The following is a 21,246-nucleotide window of genomic DNA, read 5'->3' on the forward strand; positions in this document are numbered from 1 at the left end:
CACCGAGAGTATGTGCGATGACCCGAAGGCAGGCCATAGCCCTCACACATTTCGTAGAGTTCCCTTACTCCATGTGACAGTTCTGAGGGCCGGAACGGTCATCGGCCGAGCGGGAGCTGCGCGCCGGGCAGCAGGTGCATCGCCGGGAACATGCGGTTCGAGTCATCCAGCGAACGGGTGACGATGTCGAACGTGTAGGGCCGATCGGCGTACGCGGCGGTGGCGTAGACCGTGCCGTCGGGCGCAGTGCGGCGGTGCAGCGGACCTTGTCGCTGGTCGGCGCCGTGACCCCAGACGGTGATGCCGTCGAGGCTCGGGCCCCCGATGCGCTGGTCGTCGTGCCACCGTCGGGCGTCGGCGGCCGCCGACCACTCCGCGTAGTAGACGAACCCGCCCGGGACCGCCGCGCCGTAGTCGCACAGGACCACCGCGACGGGGCGGGCACCGCTCGACGTCACGTACTGGTCGGCGCCGATCGGGTAGGGCGCGCACCGGTCGCCGAGCGCGGTGACGTCGGGGAACGCCGCGGCGAGCGTGCCGGTCGGCGCGGACGGGACGGCCGGCGTGGCGCCGTCGGCGGCGGCGGAGACGGGGGCGGGGGAGACGGGGGCGGCGGAGACGGGGGCGGGCAACGGCGACGTCCCGGGCGGCCAGCCGACCACGACGACCATCCCGAGCACCCCCAGCAGCCCGACGACCAGACCGCCGGCGGCCCACACGACCAGGCTCCACCGGCGACGGGGCGCCGGGGCGGTGGTCGGGTGCCCGCCGGTGACGGCGGGCCGGACGCCCGGCGCGGGGCTCGGCCGGTCGCGGTGGTGCGCCGGGCCCCCGGGCGCGGTCCGCGGCGACGGCGACGGGCGCCGGGTCGGGACGGCGCTGGGCACGAAGGGCCGGTCCGGCCGCACGGTCTCGTCGGGGACCCGGACGTAGCGACCGGTCGCCGGCGCGAGCACCGGGTGGTCGCCGGTGCGGGTGCCGGGGCGCTCGGGCCAGGTGGTGCTCATCGTGCCCTCCCGGCGCGCGGGTCGAGGCGGCGCAGGAGCAGTGCGGTGACGACGACGAATCCCACGGTGACGCCGGCGAGGGCACCGAGGTCGAACAGCCAGGTGGCGGCGTCGTGGTCCCACAGCGGCTCGGCCTCGGTGTAGGGCGGCGGGACGCCGGGGCCGCTGCGCACGCCGATCGTCGAGGCGCCCATCGCGAAGCCCCACCGCGCCGGCACGAACCAGGACAGCTGGGCGAGGACGGGGCTGTCCTGGATCTGCAGCAGCGCGCTCGAGAGGATGAACTGCAGCATCGCGAGCAGCACGAGCAGCGGCATGCCGCGGTCGGCGTTGTCGATCCACGCCGACACCGCGAGGCCGACCGCCATGCTCGCGATCGTGACCCCGGCGATCGCGACGAGGATCTCCAGGCGCGGGTCGCCGAGCACGACCGCCTCGTCGGGACCTGGCCGGCCGAGCTGGCCCAGGACGCCGAGCACGATGCCCTGCAGGCCCGTGACGATCCCGAGGACGACGACCTTGGAGAGCAGGTAGGCGGTGCGCGACAGCCCGATCGCCCGTTCCCGGCGGTAGATCTCGCGCTCCTTGACCAGCTCGCGGATCGAGGCGGCGGACCCCATCAGGGCGGCGCCCACCACGAACACCATGAGCAGGCTCTGCGGCGCCCCGGGCACGCCGCGCATCTGCTCGGCGAGCGAGAGGCCGGTGTCCACCGGCAGCGCGTGCGACAGCGCGGCGAGCAGCAGCGGCAGCGCCACCATGAAGATCGTGTACTGACGGTCGGCGGCGATCACCGCGAGGTAGCGCCGGCACAGCACCCCGAACTGCGCGATCGCCGACTGCTGGCGCGGCGGCGGGGCGGTCGCCGCCGGCGCCGGGGCGCGGGCGGCGGGACGCGACGGCGGCGGCGTGCCGATGTAGCGCTCGCCCAGCGGGGAGCGTCGGAACCGCTCCGCCCACTCGGCACCGGAGCGCCGCTCGAGCAGGAGGAAGAGGTCGGCGAAGTCGGTGACGCCGAAGTAGGTGAGGGCTTCCCGGGGTGGTCCGAAGTAGGCGGTGGTGCCGCCGGGGGCGAGCAGCAGGAGGCGGTCGCAGACGTCGAGGTTGGCGACGTTGTGGGTGACCACGACGACGGTGCGGCCGTCGTCGGCGAGGCCGCGCAGGGTGTGCATGACCGATTTGTCGAGGCCGGGGTCGAGGCCGCTGGTGGGTTCGTCGAGGAAGAGCAGGGAGGGGCGGGTGAGCAGTTCGAGGGCGACGGAGGTGCGCTTGCGCTGGCCGCCGGACAGGGAGTCAATGCGCTGGTCGGCCTGCCCGTCCAGCCCGAGCTCGCCGATCACCGCGGAGATCCGCCGGTCGCGCTCCTCGTCGGTGGTGTCCGACGGGAACCGCAACCGGGCGGCGTAGGCGAGCGCGCGCCGCACCGTGAGCTGGGGGTGCAGGATGTCGTCCTGGGGCACGAGCCCGATGCGCTGGCGCAGCTCGTCGTAGTCGGCGTACAGGTCGCGGTCGGCGTAGGTGACCGCGCCCTCGTCGGCGGGGCGGAAGCCGGTCAGGGCCCGCAGCAGCGTCGACTTCCCGGCCCCGGACGGCCCGACGACCGCGAGCAGGCTGTTCTCCTCGAGGGCGAAGCCGACGTGGTCGAGCAGGGTCCGGCCCTTCGCGGTGCGCACCACGAGGTCCCGGGCGCGGAACGCGATCGCGCCGGCGTCCTCGCGCTCGACGAGCTGGTCGCCGTCGAGGTGGAACAGCGCGTGCCCGATCCCGACGAGCATGCCGGGGCGCAGCGCCACGCGACGGATGCGCTGCCCGTCGACATAGGTGCCGTTGGGGCTGCCGAGATCGATCAGCTCCCACCCGCCGGCACCGTCGGCCCCGTCGACCGCTCTGAGCTCGGCGTGGTGGCGCGAGACGAGCAGGTCGCTGACGACGACGTCGTTGTCGGTCTCGCGGCCGATCCGGATGCGGGCGGGGGCGGTGGCGACGGGGGTGGTCGGCGCGGGCGCGGAGGACGGGGCGGGCGAGGGGGTGGGCAGGCGGTGGACCGCGGAGAGCCGCCCCTGCCGGCTCGGACCGTCCGGTGCCGGGCCCGGGTCGGGGGTCGCGGGCTCGGAGCGGGGCCGGGACGGGCGCGCGGCCGGCGGGGCGAGCGGGGCGAGCATGGGCACCGGCGGCGCGCCGGGGTCGGCGCCGACCGCCCGCAGCGACACGTGTACCTCGGGTCCGCCGACACCGAGCGTGAGCGTCAGCCGCGGCGTGGCGCCGGGCGAGAGACGGAGCTGCTGGAGCCGCTCGCCGTGGACGAACACCCCGTTCTGGCTGCGGTCGATCAGCTCCCACCCGGTGGGCAGCGGCCGCAGCTCGACGTGCACGCGGGACACGAGGGGGTGGACGACCTGGAACCCGGCGGCCTCGTCGCGGCCGATCGTGAGCGCCTGCCCGGGGGGCACCACGAGGCGGCGATCACCGTGGCCGAGCTCGAGCTGCGGTGCCGTCAGCGGTCGGCCGCGCGCCGCGCGAGGACCTGCAGCCGGCCGGGGCACGGGCTCCACGGGATGCACCGGGTTCCTCCCTCGCGGCCGGGCCCCGCGGCCCGACGACGTCACCTCCCTCGGAGCGCGCGCCCGAGACGGTGACAGTCTGTGTTCAGGAGGGGGGACTCATCCAGAGGGTTCGCGATAATCGCGCCGATCTATCACTGCCGGTGACCGACGACGTCCGTGTGGGTGGCTCGAGTCACGCCGGACGGGGCAGCGGGGCGGTGGTCGTGCGGCGCGCCGGGGTCCCGTCGGGGACGACGGCGGACAGCGGGGAGCCGAACGGGCGGGTCAGCGGGTCACGGCGCGCGGTGGCGTTGTCGATGGCGTGCACGTGGCCGGTGACCTGCACCGACCCGACCTCCGCGAGGCGGCGGTGCACCCGGTCGAGGCGGGCGCGCAGGGCCGCGACGTCGTCGGCCTTGCGCTGCCGCGCCCGGCGGGTGTGGCGGGGTCCGGCGGCCGATGGCGCGCCGTCGTGGGCGGCGGTGTCACCCTCACCGGCCGGGCCCACCGCGGCGAGGGCGGCGGGGCGGACGGAGCGGACGGAGCGGGCGGTGGTGGTCGAGCGGCGGAACATCGTGGATCACGTCCCTCGGTGCGACGGGCCGACGTGCGGTCACCCTCTGCATCGAGCGCCACGCGGCCGCTCTTGATCGTCCGTCCGGTGGACGCCGGGCCCGGTCCCCGTCCACCGAAGAGACGCGTCACCTCGCGGACACGACGTCGGGCCGCGCTCAGAAGAGCCCGTCGAAGACGCCGTCGTCCCCCGTGCCGTCGCCGGTGTCCCCGGTGTCGCCGCTGCCGTCACCGCCGGACGCACCGCCGGACCCGCCGCCACCCTCGCCGCCGGCCCCGGAGCCGTCGCCGGACCCGCCCGACGGTGCGCCCGAGGAGGGCGACGACCCGGACCGGACGACGTCCATGGTCACCGTGCTCCCGCGCGGCACCGCCGTGCCGACGCCCGGCGCCACGGTGACGACGGTGTCCGGCGCGCCGCCGCTGTCGACCTGGCGCACCGAGACCTCGAGCCCGACGCCCTCGAGCGTGGCCTCCGCGGACGCCCGCGAGCGGCCGACCACGTCGGGCACCTGCAGCGTCGGGCGGCGCTGCCCGATGACGAGCTCGATCGCGTCGCCCGGGGGCCGCAGCGAGCCGGGCACCGGGTCCTGCCCGACGACCTGGCCCACCTCGGTGGGGTCGCTCGTCTCGCGCAGGCGCGGCACGGGGGTGAGCACGAGCCCGGCGCCCTCCGCCGCCACCCGCGCGGCCTCGGGGCTGCGGCCGACGAGCAGCGGCACCTGCACCAGGCCCGGCCCGCGGCCGATGCGCAGGGTCACCGCCGACTCCTCGTCGACGCGCTGCCCGACGTCCGGCGACGAGCCCACGACGCGGTCGACCTGGTCGGGCGGCGACGCGGTGGGCACGAGGATCGGGGCGAGGCCGGCGTCGGCGAGCGCGCGGACGGCCTCGTCGCGGCTGAGCCCGACGAGGCGGGGCACCTCGGTGTCGGCCGGGCCGAGCAGCCACCACCCGCCGCCGAGCAGCACCGCGAGCGCGACCCCGAGGAGCGCGAGCCGGCGGCGGGGCCGCGCGGGTGTCGCCGCGGCGTGGGCGCCGGTGCGCCCGCCGTCCGCGGCCGACCGGCGCCCGGACCGCGCGAGCTCCGGGGTCACGAGCGTCTCGGCGGTGTCGGCGAGGTCGTCCCGGCGCCGGGCCCGGCGTCCCGGGTCGGTCCAGCGGCCGGTGTCCCAGCCCCGGCCGGTGTCGTCCGGGTCGTGCTCGCCGAGCACGGCCGGCGCGTCGGGCCGCTCGCCGGCGAGCACGCGCAGCAGGTCGGCGCGCATGTCGGCGGCGGTCGGGTAGCGGTTGTCGGGGTTCTTCGCCATCGCGCGGCGCACGACGGCCTCGAGCTCCGGCGACACGACGACGCCGGGCGGGGTGAGCGTGGACAGCATCGGCGGGTCCTCCCGCACGTGCTGGTAGACGATCGCGACCGGGCTGTCGGCGGTGAAGGGCGGCTCGCCGGTGAGCAGCTCGAACAGCACGCAGCCCGCGGCGTACACGTCGGCGCGCGCGTCGACCTCCTGGCCGAGCCCCTGCTCGGGCGAGAGGTACTGGGCGGTGCCGATGACCATGTCGCCGGTCAGCGCCGGACCGGTCTCGGTGAGCGCCCGGGCGATGCCGAAGTCCATGACCTTCACGACGTCGCCCGGCGTGATCATGATGTTGGCGGGCTTCACGTCGCGGTGCACGACGCCGCTGTCGTGGCTGTAGCCCAGCGCCGCGCAGACGTCGGCCATCACCGCGCACGCGCGCTCCGGCGGCATCGGCCCGTGGACGCGGAGCAGGTCGCGCAGCGTCGACCCGCTCACGTACTCCATGACGATGAACGGCAGCCCGATGCCCTCGGCGGCCACCTCGCCGGTGTCGTAGACCGCGACGATCCCCGGGTGGTTGAGCCCCGCGACGTTCTGGGCCTCGCGCTCGAAGCGCAGCCGGAAGGAGGGGTCGCGCGCGAGGTCGGAGCGCAGCACCTTGACGGCGACCTCACGGCCCAGGCGCACGTCGAGCCCGGCGTGCACGTCCGCCATGCCGCCACGGCCCAGGCTCGGGCCGAGCTGGTACCGCCCGGCCACCAGCGTCGCCTGCGACATGCGCTCCTCGTGCCTCCGCTCTCGGCTCGGGACCCGACGACTCGCCGGGTCACGTCGGGGTCTCGTCGTGGTCTCCGGCCAGCATCACCCGGACGGGTCCAACGGCGCGGGAGCGGGTCGGCAACGGCGGGTCGCCGTTTCGGCGCGAGAGTTCGCCCGTTCGTCGGGTCCGGTGCGGTCAGTCGCCGCAGCAGCAGCCGTCGCAGCAGCAGCCGTCCCCGGAGCAGCTGTCACAGCAGTCGCAGCCGCACGACGTGCAGTCACAGCAGCTCGCGCAGGGGTTGGGTCGTGGCTGGCCGCTCCACGGCCCGACGATCGGGTCCGCGCAGCAGAGCTGCCCGGTGCAGCACAGCCCGGCCGCCGCCACGCAGCCGGTGACGAACCCGCGGGGCGCCCGCCGCGGGTCGCTGTCGCCAGGATGCGGCGGCTGGTCGGTGGACGGCTGCTCCGACCGGCCGAGTGTCCGCACGACCGCCCGGTCGGTCTCGTGGACCAGGAGGCGGTGCGCGAGCCGGGCGTCGAGGGCGTGCGGCGCCGGGAGCTCGACGGCGGGCAGCGTCGCGCCGAGGACCTCGACCTGCCGGCGCGCCAGGGTCCGCGTCGCCGCGACACCCGCCCCGCTGGCGTCGACGGGGTTCCACCGGCCGGCGCGCCGGTCGTCGTCGAGGTCGTCGAGTGCGTCGAGGAGGTGAGCGAGCCGTCCGAACGCGGCCCCGGCGGTCGCGAGCGGCGCCGCGTTGGCCGGGCGTCCGGCGAGGACGGCCGTGTGAACGAAGGCGGCGGACACCGCGTCGGCGGTGGGGGCGGTGGCCGCCTCGAGGGTGACCGCGCCGGTGCCGTGCTCGACCGCGTGCTGGCGGGCGGGCACGGCGAGCAGTGCCGACGGGTCGAAGCCCCGCGGGGCGGTGGCGCGGGCCCGGGCGCTCCAGCGGTCGGCGATCCTCCTGGTCAGGGCCGCGGCGGGGCGGTGGCGCAGCACGCCCTGGCCGTCGTCGACGTGGTCGGTGAGGTGCCCGGCGGCCAGCAGCAGCGCGGCGTGCGCGGCGAGCTGCGCACCCTCGCCGGACACCACGGTCGCCGTGCGCATCCCGCGCGCCGGGCAGGGGCCGGCGCGGCGGTCCCCGCGGGTGGTCTCCGTCTGCGCCGCGGTGAGCACCGAGACCAGCAGCGCGTCGACGTTGGTGGCGGCCCGGGCGAGCTGGCCGTGCCCGTCGCGCAGCGTCAGGCACGTCCCGCAGAGGTGCGCCATCCAGCGCCGGTGCAGCGCCGGGGAGAGGTGGTGGCGGCAGGGCCGCACGATGCCGAGCACCGGCAGGAATGTAGCGATCACCGATGTCGATCACGACGGCCGTTCGCCAGGTTGTGCACGGCCGTTCGTCGCAATCCCTCGCCGTGTCCGTGTGTGCGCGGTGAGTGAGGAGGGAAGGGTGCGTGCGACCGCGTCACGCCCCGTCGGGGGCTGGCGTGCCGCGACCACCTCGGAGGGGAAACACCGTGAACTCCAGCAACAGGGCACGTCTGCTCATGGCGCCGGCGCTGGCCGGCGCGCTCGGCCTCGGCGTCCTGGCCGGCTGCTCGCAGGGGCAGCCGCCGGCCCCGCCGCAGGGTGCGGCCGGCGCGCCGAGCGCGGCCGCCGGGCAGGGTGCGCCGGCGGCCCCGGGTGCTCCGGGTGCTGGTGCTCCGGGTGCGCCGGGTGCTGGTGCTCCGGGTGCCGGGGCCGAGGGCCAGCCGGGCGCCGGCGGCACGGGCGCCGAGGGCTCCGGCGCGGGCGGCAGCGGGGCCGAGGGATCGGGCAGCGGCTCGGGGTCCGGCAGCGGCTCGGGCTCCGGCGGCGGCGCGAGCCAGACGCCGGCGGGCGGCGTGGCCACCGGCGGCGGCTCCACCTCAGGTGTCGAGCACGCCGGTCTCATCGGTGCCGGCGCGCTCGCCCTGGCGGGTGCCGGCGCGCTCGGCGCGACCGCCGCACGTCGTCGGCGCACCGACAGCTGATCGTCGCCGGCGACCCCGCACGCCCGTCCGGTGTGCGGGGTCGCCGTGTGTCGCGGGTACGTGGAGACGGTGAGCGGGGAGGAACTGGCGTGACCGCGCCCGACGGACCCGGCGCGGTGCCCGGCGCGCCCGATGTGCCTGGCGTGCCCGGCGCAGCGAGGGAGTCCCCGGCTGCGTCGGAGGCAGCGAGCGACGCCCTCGCCGCACCATCCCCACCCCCGCCGCGCCCCGACCGCACGGGGCGCGCGCTGGTCGCCGGGGCCGTGCTGCTCGCCGTGATCGGTGTCGCGCTCCTCGGCTGGGCGCTCGCGCACCAGTCGGGCCCGCCGCCGGCGCCGTCCGCCGGCCCGCCGCCGCCGGCCTCGCTGGTCGCGGGCCCGTCGGGTCGGGAGATCGAGACCGCCGCGCCGCTGGGGACCTCGTCCCCGCCGGCGACCCTGCGCGTTCCCGCGATCCGGGTGGACTCGCCGGTCGACCAGGTCGGCCTCAACCCCGACCGCACGATGGAGGTCCCCGCGGAGGGATCCCCCGGCTACGACAACGCCGCCTGGTTCCGGTACTCGGTCACCCCGGGGCGCCAGGGTCCCTCGGTGATCATCGGGCACGTCGACTCCGCCGCGTCCGGGCCGTCGGTGTTCTACGAGCTCGGGCGGCTGCGTCCCGGCGACCGCGCGCAGGTCGTGCGCGCCGACGGGGCGACGGTGACCTTCGAGGTCACCGAGGTCGCCGTCTACCCCAAGGACGCCTTCCCCACCGAGCGCGTCTACGGCCCGACGCCCGGCCCCGAGCTGCGCCTGATCACGTGCGGCGGCAGCTACGACCGCGGCGCGGGCTCCTACCGCGACAACACGGTCGTCTTCGCCCGGGAGATCGCCGGCTAGCTCCCGATCCGCGCCCGGAAGTGCATCGCGCGGTAGGGCCAGTTGTCGGTCGTGTGCCACTGGCTGACGACGAGGTGCATCTCCTCGGGCGTCGAGCCGGGCAGGATGTAGCCGCCGTAGCACTGGGCCACGCGCCCGCAGCCGTGGTCCTCGTCGCCCCAGCCGCAGCCGGCGATCACGGTGAGGCGCTCGGCGATCGTGAGGTCGGTCGTCGGGCCCTGGGGCAGCGGGATCAGGTCGACGCGGTAGTGGCCGGCGTCGAACGCCGCGAGCCACCACCCGTCGCCGACCCGGCGCAGCGAGAGCTCGCCGAACGCGCCGGGCAGCACGGGCGTGGGCGCGTTGCCCCACGCCCAGCCCCCGGCCGCGAAGCCCCAGCCCTCCCACGACGCGGCGTCGAGCAGCCGGTCGGCGGGCACGCGGTGCAGCAGCAGGCCCTTGTCGCGCTGGAACCCCGTGGTCAGCGCGTACACGTACCCGTCGGGACCGAGCTCCCAGGTGAGCATCTGGAAGAGCCCGCCGAGGTGCCCGCCCGGCCAGCTCAGCCCCGTCGACTCCCAGGTCTCCCCGTTGTCGCGCGAGCGGTGGATCTCCGTCCAGTGCACGTTGCCCAGGCCCTCGCACGCCATGACGTGCAGGTACATCTGGTCGCCGACCGTCAGCAGGTCGGTCGGGAGCTGCGTGGTGATGCGCGTGCCGCCGATCAGCCCGCCGAAGCGCCCGCCGATGCGCGCGTTGTGGCGGTAGGAGACGACCTGCTCGGCGTAGGGGTGGTCGCCGCCCGCCGAGCCGGTCCACCGCACGCCGTCCGGGTCGCGCACCGAGGCCGGGTCACCGAAGAGGATCACCGGCGAGCGCCAGCCCCGGCCGCCCGCCTCCCGGCTCTCGAACGTGTCGCCGAAGACCGCGACGAGCCGCCCGTCCGGCGCGAGCGCCGCGGCGCCCAGGTCCGTGCCGCCGATCCCGTAGTCGTCGGTCTGCCCGGGCCCGGTCAGGTCGCGGAGCTTCGTGACCTCGAGGGTGCGCATGCCGTGGGTATACCGGACGGCACCGGTCAGGCCGGGATGCGCTCCGTGACCGGCGCGCGGCGCTGCGACGGCACCGCGGCGAAGCGCGCCCGCACGGGCGCGGTGCGCCATGCGGCGCGGGTGCGGTCGTCGACGGTGCCGTGGGCGGCCATGGCCACCGTCGGCGCGGCCATCCACGCGACGGCGAGGCCGCCGAGGGTGAGCGCGAGCGTCTTCATGCCAATCCCCCCTGCCCCGACCGGAGCCGGGGACGATCATCTGGTCCGACCAGTGGCCGGCGCCTGTGAAACGGTAGAGCGGTGATCTTGACGAGCACTGAGCCGTACGGGTGGCGATCGCTCAGGTTGCTCTCAGCGAGATGTGATCCAGGCCACTCTGCAGACAGCGGCGCGGAGGGAGACTCCCGGTAACCGTCAGAGCTGACCGTCAGTTCCGCTCGCAGGTCCGGGAGGTCGAGTGTCCGCAGCGCGCCCCGTCCGCATCGCCAACTGCGCCGGCTGGTTGTGGGACCGCTTCTCCGGTCTGCGGGACGCGCTCGCCGGGCCCGTCGACGTCGTCACCGGCGACTACCTGGCCGAACCCACCCTGCGCCAGCTCGCCCTCGAGCGCGCGAAGGACCCGTCGCTGGGCTACGCGCAGAGCTTCCTCGCCCAGTTCACCGACGCCGCCGGGCTGCTGGCCGAGCGCGGGGCGCGGCTCGTCGTGGACGCGGGCGGGCTCAACCCGGCCGGGCTGGCCGGCGAGGTCCGGCGCGTGATCGCCGACGCCGGCCTCGACCTCACCGTCGCCCACGTCGAGGGCGACGACCTCTCCGCGCGCCTGGACGCCCTCGGCGCCCTGGAGCACCTCGACACCGGCGTCCCGCTCGCCGACTCCGGGCTCGAGCCGACCACCGCCAACGCCTACCTCGGCGGCTGGGCATCGCGGCGGCGCTCGCCGACGGCGCCGACGTCGTCATCTGCCCGCGGGTCACCGACGCCTCGCTGACGGTCGGGGCGGCGGCGTGGTGGCACCGGTAGGGGACCGAGGACTGGGGCACGCTGGCCGGGGCCGTCGCCGCCGCGCACGTCATCGAGTGCGGGCCCCAGGCCACCGGCGGCAACTTCTCCGGCTTCACCGCGGTGCCGCGTGTCGACGACCTCGGTTACCCGATCGCCGAGATCGCCGCCGACGGCACGGCCATGATCACGAAGCACGAGGTCGCGGGCGGGACGGTCACCCCCGACACGGTGACTGCCCAGCTGCTCTACGAGATCCAGGGCCCCGTCTACCTCAACCCCGACGTCACCGTGCACCTCGACGACGTCGCCCCGACGCAGGTCGCGCCCGACCGCGTGGAGATCACCGGCGTCGCCGGATCCCGCCACCGACGACGACCAAGCTCGCCATGACCGCGCCGGGCGGCCACGAGTCCAGCGTCGCGTTCTACGCCACCGGGCTCGACCTCGAGGCCAAGGTCGCGCTGCTGCGCACGCACGTCGAGCGGATCACCGCCGACCTCGACCTGAGCCTGCTGCGCGTCGACCGCATCGGCGCGCCCGTCGAGGACCCGCCCGACCAGTGGGCGGCCGCGCAGCAGATCCTCGTCACCGCGCAGTCGCGGACCAGGAGCCAGGTCGACGCGCAGCGCTTCATCGCCCCGCTGACCGGCCTGTTCCTGCCCGGCTACCCCGGGCTCTACGTCAACCCGCTCAAGGTGTGCGCGCCCGTCGTCGAGTACTGGCCGGCGCTGGTGCCGGTCGACGAGCTCGACCACGTCGTGGTGTCCGCCGACGGCACCCGGACACCGGTGAAGGACACCCCGGTCCGGGTCGGCGCGGCCACCCAGCGGCCGTCGGACGGCGCGCCGCCGCGGCCCGACCTCGGCCCGACCCGCCGCGCCCCGCTCGGGCTCGTCGCCCACGGGCGCTGCGGCGACAAGGGCGGCAACTCCAACATCGGGTTCTGGGCGCGGGATGAGGCCTGGGACTGGCTGCGCGCGACGCTGTCGACCGAGCGCCTGCGCGCCCTGTTCCCGGATGCGGCGGGGGTGGAGATCGAGCGCCACGAGTTCCCCGGCCTGCGCGCGGTGCACTTCGTCGTCCACGACGTGCTCGGCAAGGGCGCGTCGTCGAACGGCCGGCCCGACATCGCCGGCAAGGCGGTCGCCGAGTTCCTGCGGGCGCGCCATGTGGAGGTCCCCGAGTGCCTGCTCTGACCAGCCGCCTCCAGCACGCCTGGGACAACCCGCTCACCGCGGACGACGGCGTCGACCCGGTCGCCGAGCTCGACGACGTCCTCGCCCCGCTCGGGATGTCGACCGCCGACGCCGGCGGCGCGGTCACCGTCACCGGGCGCGACCCCGTCGTCCCGAGCCCGGTGCGCGTCGGGGCGGCGGCGAGCATCGGGCTGCTGGCGAAGTCGGTGGCCGCCGCCGCGCTGCACCGCGACCGCGGCGGGCCCGGGCAGGACGTCCACGTCGACCTGCGCGCCGCCCCCCACCGCCTCTGCCCGTTCTACGACCGGCGCTGGGAGCTGCTCGGCGGCTACCCCGTGGCCTCGAGCGTCGAGCAGGGCAACGCGATGGGGTTCAGCTTCTTCCGCTGCGCCGACGGGCGCTTCGTGATGCCGCAGAACATGTACCCCCACCTGCGCGAACGCGCCCAGGAGCTGCTCGGGGTCCCGCTGACGACGAAGGCCGTCACGGCGGTGATCGCGAGGTGGGAGGCCGCCGAGCTCGAGGAGGCGGCGTCGGCGGCGGGCGTCGTCATGCCGATGCTGCGCACGCTGCCCGAGATGATGGAGACCGCCCAGTACACCGACGTGCTCGCCGACCTGCCACTGGTGGAGGTCACGCGGATCGGCGACGGCGACCCCGAGCCGCACCGCTACCTCGACCCCGAGACGTTCACCGCCGACACCGGGCTCGGCGCCTACCAGGGCGTCACCGACCAGGTCGCGATGTCCGCGACGCCCGGGCGCTACGACCCGGTGCTCGTCGCCCGCGGGGCCTCGGCGCGGGAGTGGCGCGCACACTGATCGGGTGCTGGTCCGGGTCGTGATCGTGGCGGCGCTGGTCGTGCTCGCCGGGTGCGGGTCGCCGCCGCCGGCACCGAGCCCGCCCCCCGTCGCCCGCGCGGCCACCCCGGCGCCCACACCGGCGCCGGTCGTCGTCCTCGACCCCGGGCACAACGGCGGCAACGCCGAGGCGACCGACGAGATCGCGCGGGAGGTCCCCGACGGGCGGGGCGGGACGAAGCCCTGCAACACGACGGGCACCGCCACGGCCGAGGGCTACGCCGAGCACGCGTTCGCGTGGGACGTCGCGGCGCGGGTCACCCGGCTGCTCGCGGCGCGGGGTGTCGACGTGCGCTCCACGCGCCCCGACGACACAGGCGTCGGACCGTGCGTGGACCGGCGGGCGGCGATCGCGAACGAGGCCGGGGCGGCGCTCACCGTCGCGATCCACGCCGACGGCGCGGCCCGTGACGGGCGCGGGTTCCACGTCGCGCTCTCCGACCCGCCGCTCGCGCCGGCCCAGGGCGAGCCGTCGGCGGCGCTGGGCCGGGCGCTGGTCGCGGGGCTGGAGGGCCAGGGGTTCACGCCGTCGACCTATCGCGGGGAGGCGGGGCTCGACCCGCGGCCCGACCTCGCGGGGCTCAGCCTCGCGCGGGTGCCCGCGGCGCTGGTGGAGTGCGCGAACACGGCGAATCCGGCCGAGGCGCGGGTCGTCGCCGACCCGGCGGGGCGGCAGCGCTACGCCGAGGGGATCGCGGCGGGGATCCTGGCGGCGCTGGGTCGCTGAGGTCAGGCGGCGCTGTCGCCCGTGCGGTCCTGGTGCCAGCGCACGACACGGACGACGACGTCGTCGAGACCCTCGCGGTCCAGTGTCGAGCGCATGTCGTCGGCGATCTCGACGGCGTCGATGCCGGGGAACGGGCCGTGCGCGTCGACCTCGCCGGTCTGGGGGTCGACGGCGAGCACGACGTAGCCGTCGCACCGGTCGAGCTCGGTCTGCGCCTCCACCCAGTCGATCGCCGCGAGCTGGTCGATCTGCTCGGCGGTCCGGTCGGGGGAGACGAGGGCGTCGCCGGGGGTGGTCGCCACCGGATCGGTCTCGTCGGCGTCGATACGGGCGCAGCACCGGGGATCGTGGTCCATCGGTTCCTCCTCCACGCTCGGCGCTGGGTACCGCGCGCCGTCCCGGTCACCCGCGCGATCCGACACCGTCGAGTGACGGTGTCGCATCGTCGCGCGTCGCTATCACGACTGGTGACGCGAGGATGCCCAAACTCTGACTCAAGATTTCAACTATTCACTCGTGCGGGTGTGCCGTTCGGCGATGCGGGTCACGGCGTGCGGTCACGGTCGACGGCGCGTGCCGGATCACTCACGCACGGTGTCGACGGCGACGGTGGGGGGCGCGCTGCCCGTTCCGTCCGGATCGCAGGTCACGGGCGGTGGTGGCCCTGCCCGATCCGTCGCCGACCCTCTCCGGTCCGGCGGTTCCCGCGACGGCTCACGGTGCCTAGTGTCGGTCGACGCCCACGACCGCCACGGGAGGACGGCCATGAGCGACGACACCACCCTGCACGTACCCGAGAACCTGACCTGGTCCGCGGTGACCGGTCGGGTCCGCGACCTGGTGGGCGAGGCCTTCACCGACGACGGGCCCGCGAACCTCATCGACGGCGAGTGGCGGGCGGTCGGCACGCCCACCGAGCAGACGAGTCCCAACGACGGGTCATCGCTGGGCACGATGCTCAAGCTGGACGCCGCGACGGCCACCGACGCCGTGCAGCGCGCCGCGCAGACCCACCGGGGGTGGGCCGGCACCGAGCTCGACGAGCGCCGGCGCAAGGTCTCGGCGGCCCTCGACGCGATCGAGGGCGCGCGCGACGACCTCGCGCTGCTGCTGGCGTGGGAGATCGGCAAGCCCTGGAAGGCGGCGTGCTCCGACGTCGACCGCGCCATCTCCGGCGTGCGCTGGTACGTCGACGAGATCGAGGGGATGCTCTCGCGCGACGTCGAGGGCGCGCCGGCCAAGCGGGTGCCGCTCGAGGGGCCGGTCTCGAACATCGCGAGCTGGAACTACCCGATGAGCGTGCAGGTGCACGCCGAGCTCGTGCAGCTGCTCGCCGGCAACGGCGTCGTCGCCAAGACGCCCACCCAGGGCGGCTGGATGACGCTGACCGTCGCGCACGCGCTCATGGCCCGCGAGGGCCTGCCCGTGACGCTGCTGTCCGGCGACGGCTCCGAGCTCTCCGACGCGCTGATCCGCTCGCCCGAGATCGGCGCGCTGGCGTTCGTCGGCGGGCGCTCCAACGGCGGCAAGGTCGCCGCGCAGCTCGCCGACACCGGCAAGCGCCACATGCTCGAGCAGGAGGGCCTCAACACCTGGGGCATCTGGGAGTTCTCCGACTGGGAGTCGTTCTCTGAGATCCTCAAGAAGGGCTTCGAGTACGCCAAGCAGCGCTGCACCGCCTACCCGCGCTTCGTGGTGCAGCGCAAGCTCGTCGACCAGTTCCTGGCGACCTACCTGCCCGTGCTCGACGGAGTCCGGTTCGGGCACCCGCTGGCGGTGGAGCAGGGCTCGTCGGGGTCGACCGACGACCTGCCCGCGCTCGACTTCGGCCCGCTGATCTCGGCATCCAAGGCCCAGGAGCTCGACGACAGCGTCGCCGAGGCCCTGCGCCACGGCGCGGTGCCGCTCTACCGCGGGAGCCTCGACCACGGCCGGTTCCTGGCCGGCCAGGACACCTCGGCCTACCACGCGCCGGTGTCGATGCTCGCCCCACCGGGGGCGTCGCGGCTCATGCACGAGGAGCCGTTCGGACCCGTCGACTCGATCGTGGTCGTCGACACCGAGGCGGAGCTGCTCGCGCAGATGAACGCGTCCAACGGGGCGCTCGTCGCGAGCATCGCCGCCGACGACACCGACCACGCCGCGCGCCTCGCCGAGCAGGTGCAGGCGTTCAAGGTCGGGATCAACAAGCTGCGCTCCCGCGGCGACAAGGACGAGGCGTTCGGCGGGCGCGGCGAGTCGTGGAAGGGCGCGTTCGTGGGCGGCGAGTACCTGGTGCAGGCCGTCACCGAGGGCCCGCCCGGGGAGAACCTGTACGGCAACTTCCCGGGCTACCACCGCTACCCCGCGACCTGAGGTCCCTGCCGGGTAGTGTCCTCCCGGCGCGGCAGGCGGCCCGCCATCACGGGTGCGTGTCGGTCGGGAGGGCCCGGTCATGGTCCTGCGAAGCCGGGTGTCGCGCGACGGCGTCCCCGGATCCCCCGGGAGCGCCGCGGTCGGCGCCACGATCCTCATGCCCGAGGGGCGTGTCGGGCCGGTCGTGGCGCTGCTGCGGCGCCTGTTCCTGGCGCTCGGCGCGCTGACCGCGGCCGCGCTGATCGTCTACTTCCAGCGCGACGGCTACATCGACAACAACAACGACGACGGCATCGGGCTGATCGACGCGTTCTACTACGCGACGGTCTCGCTCTCGACCACCGGCTACGGCGACGTCGTCCCGGTCACCGAGTCGGCGCGCCTGTGGACGATCCTCGTCATCACGCCGCTGCGCCTGCTGTTCCTCATCGTCCTGGTCGGGACCACGGTCGAGCTGCTCACCGAACGGTCGCGCCAGGCGTTCCGCATCCGACGGTGGAGGTCGCGCGTGCGCAACCACGTGGTGGTCGTGGGCTACGGGACGAAGGGCCAGGCCGCGGTGACCACGCTGCGCGGGGACGGCCACGACGTCGACCACATCGTCGTCGTCGACACCGACCGCGGGCGCCTCGACGCGGCGTCCGCGCTCGGGCTGGTCACCGTGCGCGGCGACGCGACCCAGTCGTCGGTGCTGCGCACCGCGGGCCTGCCGCACGCGACCGCGCTCGTCGTCGCCACCAACCGCGACGACACCGCGGTGATGGTCACCCTCACCGCGCGCGAGATGGCCCCGAAGATCACGATCACCGCGGCCGTCCGCGAGGCGGAGAACGTGCACCTGCTGCGCCAGTCGGGCGCCGACTCGGTCGTGGTCTCCGCGGAGACGGCGGGCCGCCTGCTCGGGATGGCGACGACGACGCCCGCCGTGGTCTCGGTCGTCGAGGACCTGATCTCGCCCGAGGCGGGCATGAGCATCGGCGAGCGCACGGTCACCGAGGCCGAGGTCGGCGGGTCGCCGCGCCATCTGCGCGACATCGTGCTCGGCGTCGTGCGCGACGGGCACGTGCACGCCATCGACGCTCCGGAGGTCGACGCCCTCGAGCGCGGCGACCGCCTGCTCTGCGTGCGGCGCGCGGGCCCCGACGACTGACGCCGTCCCGGCAGCAGGCTCAGCGGCGGACGGGCGGGGTCAGCGGTGGACCGACAGGTGACACCCGGGGCAGTCGGCCTGCTCCGGGCGCATCCCGGGCACGATCTGCTCGACCGCCGCGCCGCAGCGGGCCCGCAGACCGGCCGGGTCGCCGAGCTCGCCGGTGGTGACGTCGACGACGTGGCGCCGGCGGTCGTCCCGGCCGGCGGCGACGAGCGTGAGCGTGCCGTCGGGCGACGGGTGCCCGGGCGTGGGCCGGCGGGGCTCGCCGGGCTCGGGACGCTCGCCCAGCGGCGGTGGCGGGGTCGAGAAGGGCATCGGGTCGAGCCCGCTCGCCGGCCGTCCGCCGGGGCGCGCGTCGGGGTGTCCGGGATCGGGGACGGTCATGGCTCGCCTCCTGCGTCGGGCGTGCGAGCGATGCGGCATCGCTGGCGCGTGACGCCAGGATCGCCACATCCTCGATGCGCGACACGCCGAGCGCACGCGCCGACCACGGTAGGCCGCGCGCGCCGCCCCGTCGGTCTGCGTGGCGTTCACCCGTAGCGAAACGCCGACGCCGGGCTGCCGCCGGAGATCAGGGCCACGACACGCACCGGGACGGGTCGCCGAGGCGCGCACCGTCGCCCCTGATCACGCCGCCGGGGTGCGGGCCCCGCACGCCGCGCCACCGCTGGAGATCAGGAGGCGGAAAGGCACCTCGCGAGGGCCCTCGCCGGTGCGTATCGACCTGCTGATCTCAGGAGCGGCGGCGCGGCAGCGGCAGGGCGGGCTCGTCGCCGGCGGGCCCGGCGCGTGGCCCGGGGGGCGCGGCGGGGAGGTCGCGCAGGCCGTGGAGGACGCGGGCGAGGACCTCGGGGCGCGGGGCCGGGACGGCGCCGGTGGCGACCCGTGCCGCCTCGTTCGCAACCTCACCCGTGGCCGCCGCGTCCCTGACGGTGTCGCCGTCTCGGTCGGGGATCACCCGATCGAGCGTAGGGCGACACGCACGACCGAGGGGCCGCACGCGGGCCGCCGGGCGGGCGACGGCAGGCTGGGCGCGGTGACCGCGTGAGAACCGCGTGTGGGCGAGCTGTCACGCTGGGTCGAACCGGACGGGCGCGCACCACGCGGCGCGTAACGGCCGCCGCTCGTCGTCCGAGGAGAACGGGAGTGAGGACACGGCCAGCGGAGGCCGGTCCCACGGGATCAGGGGTGGTCGGGGTATGAGCGTCGGCGGGATGATCGACCAGGACGGGCGCGGCCCGGACCCGGACGAGGAGCGCGGACGGCGCCGCCGGGGCGTGCGCGCGCTCGTCTACGGCCTCATCGCCCTGCTGGTGCTCGTGCTGCTGGCCGCGGCCGGCGTCGTGATCGTCACCCAGCAGCTGGGCTCGCAGGTCGGCCGCTACCCGTCGGTGTTCGCGCCGATCGACCCGTCCTCGCGCCCCGCCGACTCGGCCGGCCAGACGTTCCTGCTGATCGGCACCGACTCCCGCTCGCCCGAGCCGACCACCGGCACCGAGGCCGCGCCCGACGCCGTCTTCGGCTCGCAGCGCAGCGACGTGATCATGGTGGCGACCATCGCCGAGAACGGGCAGAGCGCGAGCGTCGTCTCCATCCCGCGCGACTCCTACGTCGACATCCCGGGCCGCGGCCAGAACAAGATCAATGCCGCGCTCGCGTTCGGCGGCCCGCCGCTGCTGATCCAGACCGTCGAGCAGCTCACGGCGGTCCACATCGACCACTACGCGGTCATCGACTTCGCCGGCTTCGCCCAGATGACCGACGCCGTCGGCGGCATCGACGTCAACGTCGGCCAGGAGTCCGAGCGCGACGGCGTCGTCGTCCCGGCCGGCGAGCAGCACCTCGACGGCGCGCAGGCCCTCGTCTACGTCCGCGAGCGCAAGAGCCTGCCCGGCGGCGACCTCGACCGCGTGCGGCGCCAGCAGGCCGCCCTGCGCGCGTTCCTGGAGAAGGCGCTGTCCTCCGGGACGCTGTCGAGCCCGACCGGCGCGTACGCCCTCGTCGACACCGTCTCGCGCCACGTCGGCGTCGACGACTCGCTGTCGAACACCGGCCTCGCGCAGCTCGCGATCAGCATGCGCGACCTGCGGAACTCGAACGTCTCGTTCCTCACCGTGCCCGTCAGCGGGACCGGGACGGAGGGCGACCAGTCGGTGGTCTACCTGAACCGGACCGCGGGCCGTGACCTGTGGTTCGCCGTGAACACCGACGCGGTGCCGCAGTACGTCGCCACCCGTCCGCAGGAGCAGCTCTCCGACACGCCGCGCTGAGAGCGGGTATGCCGGTCCCATGAGCTGGGACGTCCTGGTCGTCGGCGGGGGCTCGGCCGGCTGCACGCTGGCCGGGCGCCTCTCCGAGGACCCGGGCCGGCGGGTGCTGCTGCTCGAGGCCGGGTCGGCGGTGTCCGACCCCGCCGCGTTCCCCGCCGAGGTCCGCGACGTCTCGTCGCTGGCGGCCTGCGACCCCGACGGCCCGCACACGTGGGACGTCGGAGTCGAGCTCACTGCCGGGCGGCGCACGCGCGTCGGGCGGGGACGCCTGCTGGGCGGGTCGAGCGCGGTCAACGGCGCCAACCACCTCCGTGCCACCCGCGCCGACCTCGACTCCTGGTCGGGCTGGTCGTTCGACGCGACGCTGCCGTACTACGTGCGCGGCGAGCGCGACCTCGACATGACCGGCCCGCTGCACGGCGACGCGGGGCCCGTGCCGGTGGTGCGCCCGGCGGGCGAGCTGCGGGCCGCGGTGACCGAGCGGTTCCTCGCCGCCGCCGCCCGCACGGGCGTGCCGCCCGAGATCGACAAGAACGGCGACCGTGCCCCCGGCGCAGGCCTCGTGCCGGCCAACGTGCGGCGCGGGGTGCGCGTGAACGCCGCGATGGCCTACGTCCTGCCGCACCTCGACCGCCCCAACCTCACGGTCCGCGGCGACGTCACGGTCGCGCGGGTGCTGCTCGACGGCGACCGGGCGGTGGGGGTCGAGGGCGCCGACGGCGAGCGGATCGAGGCCGGCGAGGTCGTGCTGTCGGCCGGGTCGGTGTGCACGCCCCAGCTGCTCGCCCACTCGGGGATCGGGCCGCCCGACGCCCTGCGCGCCGCGGGGCTGCCCGTGCGCCACGAGCGCCCCGGCGTCGGGCGGGGCTACAGCGACCACCCGAGCGTCTACCTGGCGTTCCCGTCCCCGGACCCCGAGGGCATCCACCCCGAGGCGCCCGGCGCGCAGGCCGCGGTGCACCTCGACGCCGGCGCCGACCCCGCCGGCGACCTGGAGATCCTGCTGTTCGCGCGCCCGTTCGCGCCCGGCGGGCCGTGCCACCTCATGTGCGCCCTGCAGGCCCCGGAGAGCCGCGGCGCGATGACGTTCTCGGCCGACCCGCGGACCCCGCCCCGGCTCGAGCACCGCTACCTCGCGTCGGGGCACGACCGGGCCCGGATGCGCCAGGTGGTGCGGCGCGCGGGGGAGCTGCTGGCGGCGGGGGGTCTCGCCCTCGGGCCGACGCGGACCCCCGGCGGCACGGCGCTCGACGACAGGGACCTCGACGCGTGGATCACCGCGCACCTCGGGACGTCGGCCCACCTCTGCGGCAGCGCCCGGATCGGCCCGGCCGACGACCCCCTCGCCGTCGTCGACCCCGAGCTGCGCGTGCACGGCCTGCGCGGGCTGCGCGTCGTCGACACCTCGGTGCTCCCGACCGTGCCCCGCCGCGGGCCGGCGGCGACGGCGCTGATGCTGGGGGAGCGGGCCGCGGACCTCCTCGCCGGGCGCACCCTCGCCGAGGTCGCGCGCCCGTCCTGACCTGCACAGCTGTCCGGTTCGTCCCCGGTGGTGGCGCAGCGTCCGATCACGTCACCGGACACG

At 75.9% G+C, this 21,246-nt stretch carries 19 protein-coding genes and 1 pseudogene; 10 read left to right on the forward strand and 10 right to left on the reverse strand.

Annotated elements, in window-relative coordinates; all coding sequences use genetic code 11:
- Positions 1-98 precede the first annotated feature (98 nt).
- The 5 genes from PHK61_RS04285 to PHK61_RS04305 all read right to left on the reverse strand — a co-directional run bounded on the left by PHK61_RS04285 (position 99) and on the right by PHK61_RS04305 (position 7,531).
- Entirely contained in the window at positions 99-1,007 is a 909-nt protein-coding gene (locus tag PHK61_RS04285; RefSeq protein ID WP_274279737.1) for a hypothetical protein, read from the reverse strand.
- Positions 1,004-3,568 carry an ATP-binding cassette domain-containing protein gene (locus PHK61_RS04290; protein ID WP_274279738.1) on the reverse strand — a complete coding sequence of 855 codons (2,565 nt, stop codon included), beginning with the start codon at positions 3,566-3,568 and terminating at the stop codon, positions 1,004-1,006. Before PHK61_RS04290 ends, PHK61_RS04285 begins: the two co-directional genes overlap by 4 nt.
- 175 nt (positions 3,569-3,743) lie before the next feature.
- Positions 3,744-4,124 carry a hypothetical protein gene (locus tag PHK61_RS04295; protein WP_274279739.1) on the reverse strand — a complete coding sequence of 127 codons (381 nt, stop codon included), beginning with the start codon at positions 4,122-4,124 and terminating at the stop codon, positions 3,744-3,746.
- A gap of 157 nt (positions 4,125-4,281) precedes the next feature.
- Complete coding sequence (pknB, locus tag PHK61_RS04300) at positions 4,282-6,201, reverse strand: Stk1 family PASTA domain-containing Ser/Thr kinase (RefSeq protein WP_274279740.1); 1,920 nt, start codon at positions 6,199-6,201, stop codon at positions 4,282-4,284.
- Between the two features lie 178 nt (positions 6,202-6,379).
- Positions 6,380-7,531 carry a DUF5685 family protein gene (locus PHK61_RS04305; protein WP_274279741.1) on the reverse strand — a complete coding sequence of 384 codons (1,152 nt, stop codon included), beginning with the start codon at positions 7,529-7,531 and terminating at the stop codon, positions 6,380-6,382.
- A gap of 164 nt (positions 7,532-7,695) precedes the next feature.
- Between PHK61_RS04305 and PHK61_RS04310 the strand changes: the two genes are divergently transcribed.
- Positions 7,696-8,190 (forward strand): hypothetical protein, encoded by a 495-nt coding sequence (locus PHK61_RS04310; RefSeq protein WP_274279742.1) that lies wholly within the window; start codon positions 7,696-7,698, stop codon positions 8,188-8,190.
- Between the two features lie 89 nt (positions 8,191-8,279).
- Positions 8,280-9,071 carry a class F sortase gene (locus PHK61_RS04315; RefSeq protein WP_274279743.1) on the forward strand — a complete coding sequence of 264 codons (792 nt, stop codon included), beginning with the start codon at positions 8,280-8,282 and terminating at the stop codon, positions 9,069-9,071.
- Here the strand turns inward: PHK61_RS04315 and PHK61_RS04320 are convergent.
- Complete coding sequence (locus PHK61_RS04320) at positions 9,068-10,099, reverse strand: DUF4185 domain-containing protein (protein WP_274279744.1); 1,032 nt, start codon at positions 10,097-10,099, stop codon at positions 9,068-9,070. The two genes, PHK61_RS04315 and PHK61_RS04320, sit on opposite strands and share 4 nt — an antisense overlap.
- 26 nt (positions 10,100-10,125) lie before the next feature.
- A complete protein-coding gene (locus tag PHK61_RS04325; protein ID WP_274279745.1) occupies positions 10,126-10,317 on the reverse strand; it encodes a hypothetical protein in 192 nt (63 codons plus the stop codon).
- A gap of 238 nt (positions 10,318-10,555) precedes the next feature.
- Here PHK61_RS04325 and PHK61_RS04330 point away from each other — a divergent pair.
- The 4 genes and pseudogenes from PHK61_RS04330 to PHK61_RS04345 form a co-directional block, all read left to right on the forward strand.
- Positions 10,556-11,801: pseudogene (locus PHK61_RS04330) on the forward strand (acyclic terpene utilization AtuA family protein); the annotation flags it as partial.
- Positions 11,802-11,888: 87 nt separating this feature from the next.
- Positions 11,889-12,296 carry an AtuA-related protein gene (locus PHK61_RS32010; RefSeq protein WP_420791355.1) on the forward strand — a complete coding sequence of 136 codons (408 nt, stop codon included), beginning with the start codon at positions 11,889-11,891 and terminating at the stop codon, positions 12,294-12,296.
- Positions 12,284-13,117, forward strand: a complete 834-nt coding sequence (locus PHK61_RS04340) for a CoA transferase (RefSeq protein WP_274279747.1) — start codon at positions 12,284-12,286, stop codon at positions 13,115-13,117. Before PHK61_RS32010 ends, PHK61_RS04340 begins: the two co-directional genes overlap by 13 nt.
- Before the next feature lie 4 nt (positions 13,118-13,121).
- Positions 13,122-13,883: an N-acetylmuramoyl-L-alanine amidase gene (locus PHK61_RS04345; RefSeq protein WP_337993919.1), complete on the forward strand. Its 762-nt coding sequence runs from the start codon at positions 13,122-13,124 to the stop codon at positions 13,881-13,883.
- 2 nt (positions 13,884-13,885) lie between these two features.
- Here PHK61_RS04345 and PHK61_RS04350 read toward each other — a convergent pair whose 3' ends face one another.
- Positions 13,886-14,239, reverse strand: coding sequence for a hypothetical protein (locus tag PHK61_RS04350; protein ID WP_274279748.1), 354 nt, complete (start codon positions 14,237-14,239; stop codon positions 13,886-13,888).
- A gap of 409 nt (positions 14,240-14,648) precedes the next feature.
- On the opposite strand from PHK61_RS04350, the gene PHK61_RS04355 reads away from it, so the two are divergent.
- On the forward strand, positions 14,649-16,238 hold the full coding sequence (locus tag PHK61_RS04355; RefSeq protein ID WP_274279749.1) for an aldehyde dehydrogenase family protein: 1,590 nt from the start codon (positions 14,649-14,651) through the stop codon (positions 16,236-16,238).
- A 79-nt stretch (positions 16,239-16,317) separates the two neighbouring features.
- A complete protein-coding gene (locus PHK61_RS04360) occupies positions 16,318-17,388 on the forward strand; it encodes a potassium channel family protein (protein WP_420791348.1) in 1,071 nt (356 codons plus the stop codon).
- 39 nt (positions 17,389-17,427) lie between these two features.
- Here PHK61_RS04360 and PHK61_RS04365 read toward each other — a convergent pair whose 3' ends face one another.
- Together PHK61_RS04365 and PHK61_RS04370 are read right to left on the reverse strand one after the other, a co-directional pair.
- Positions 17,428-17,775, reverse strand: coding sequence for a hypothetical protein (locus PHK61_RS04365; protein ID WP_274279750.1), 348 nt, complete (start codon positions 17,773-17,775; stop codon positions 17,428-17,430).
- Positions 17,776-18,124: 349 nt separating this feature from the next.
- Positions 18,125-18,349 (reverse strand): hypothetical protein, encoded by a 225-nt coding sequence (locus PHK61_RS04370; RefSeq protein ID WP_274279751.1) that lies wholly within the window; start codon positions 18,347-18,349, stop codon positions 18,125-18,127.
- Positions 18,350-18,590: 241 nt separating this feature from the next.
- On the opposite strand from PHK61_RS04370, the gene PHK61_RS04375 reads away from it, so the two are divergent.
- Both PHK61_RS04375 and mftG read left to right on the forward strand, forming a co-directional pair.
- Positions 18,591-19,661, forward strand: a complete 1,071-nt coding sequence (locus PHK61_RS04375) for an LCP family protein (protein ID WP_274279752.1) — start codon at positions 18,591-18,593, stop codon at positions 19,659-19,661.
- A gap of 19 nt (positions 19,662-19,680) precedes the next feature.
- The gene (gene mftG / locus PHK61_RS04380) at positions 19,681-21,183 is read left to right on the forward strand and encodes a mycofactocin dehydrogenase MftG (RefSeq protein WP_274279753.1); all 1,503 of its coding nucleotides are present in this window, start codon (positions 19,681-19,683) and stop codon (positions 21,181-21,183) included.
- Positions 21,184-21,246 lie beyond the last annotated feature (63 nt).

It is taken from the genome of Actinomycetospora lutea, assembly GCF_028737205.1.
GTDB classification, from domain to species: Bacteria; Actinomycetota; Actinomycetes; order Mycobacteriales; family Pseudonocardiaceae; genus Actinomycetospora; species Actinomycetospora lutea.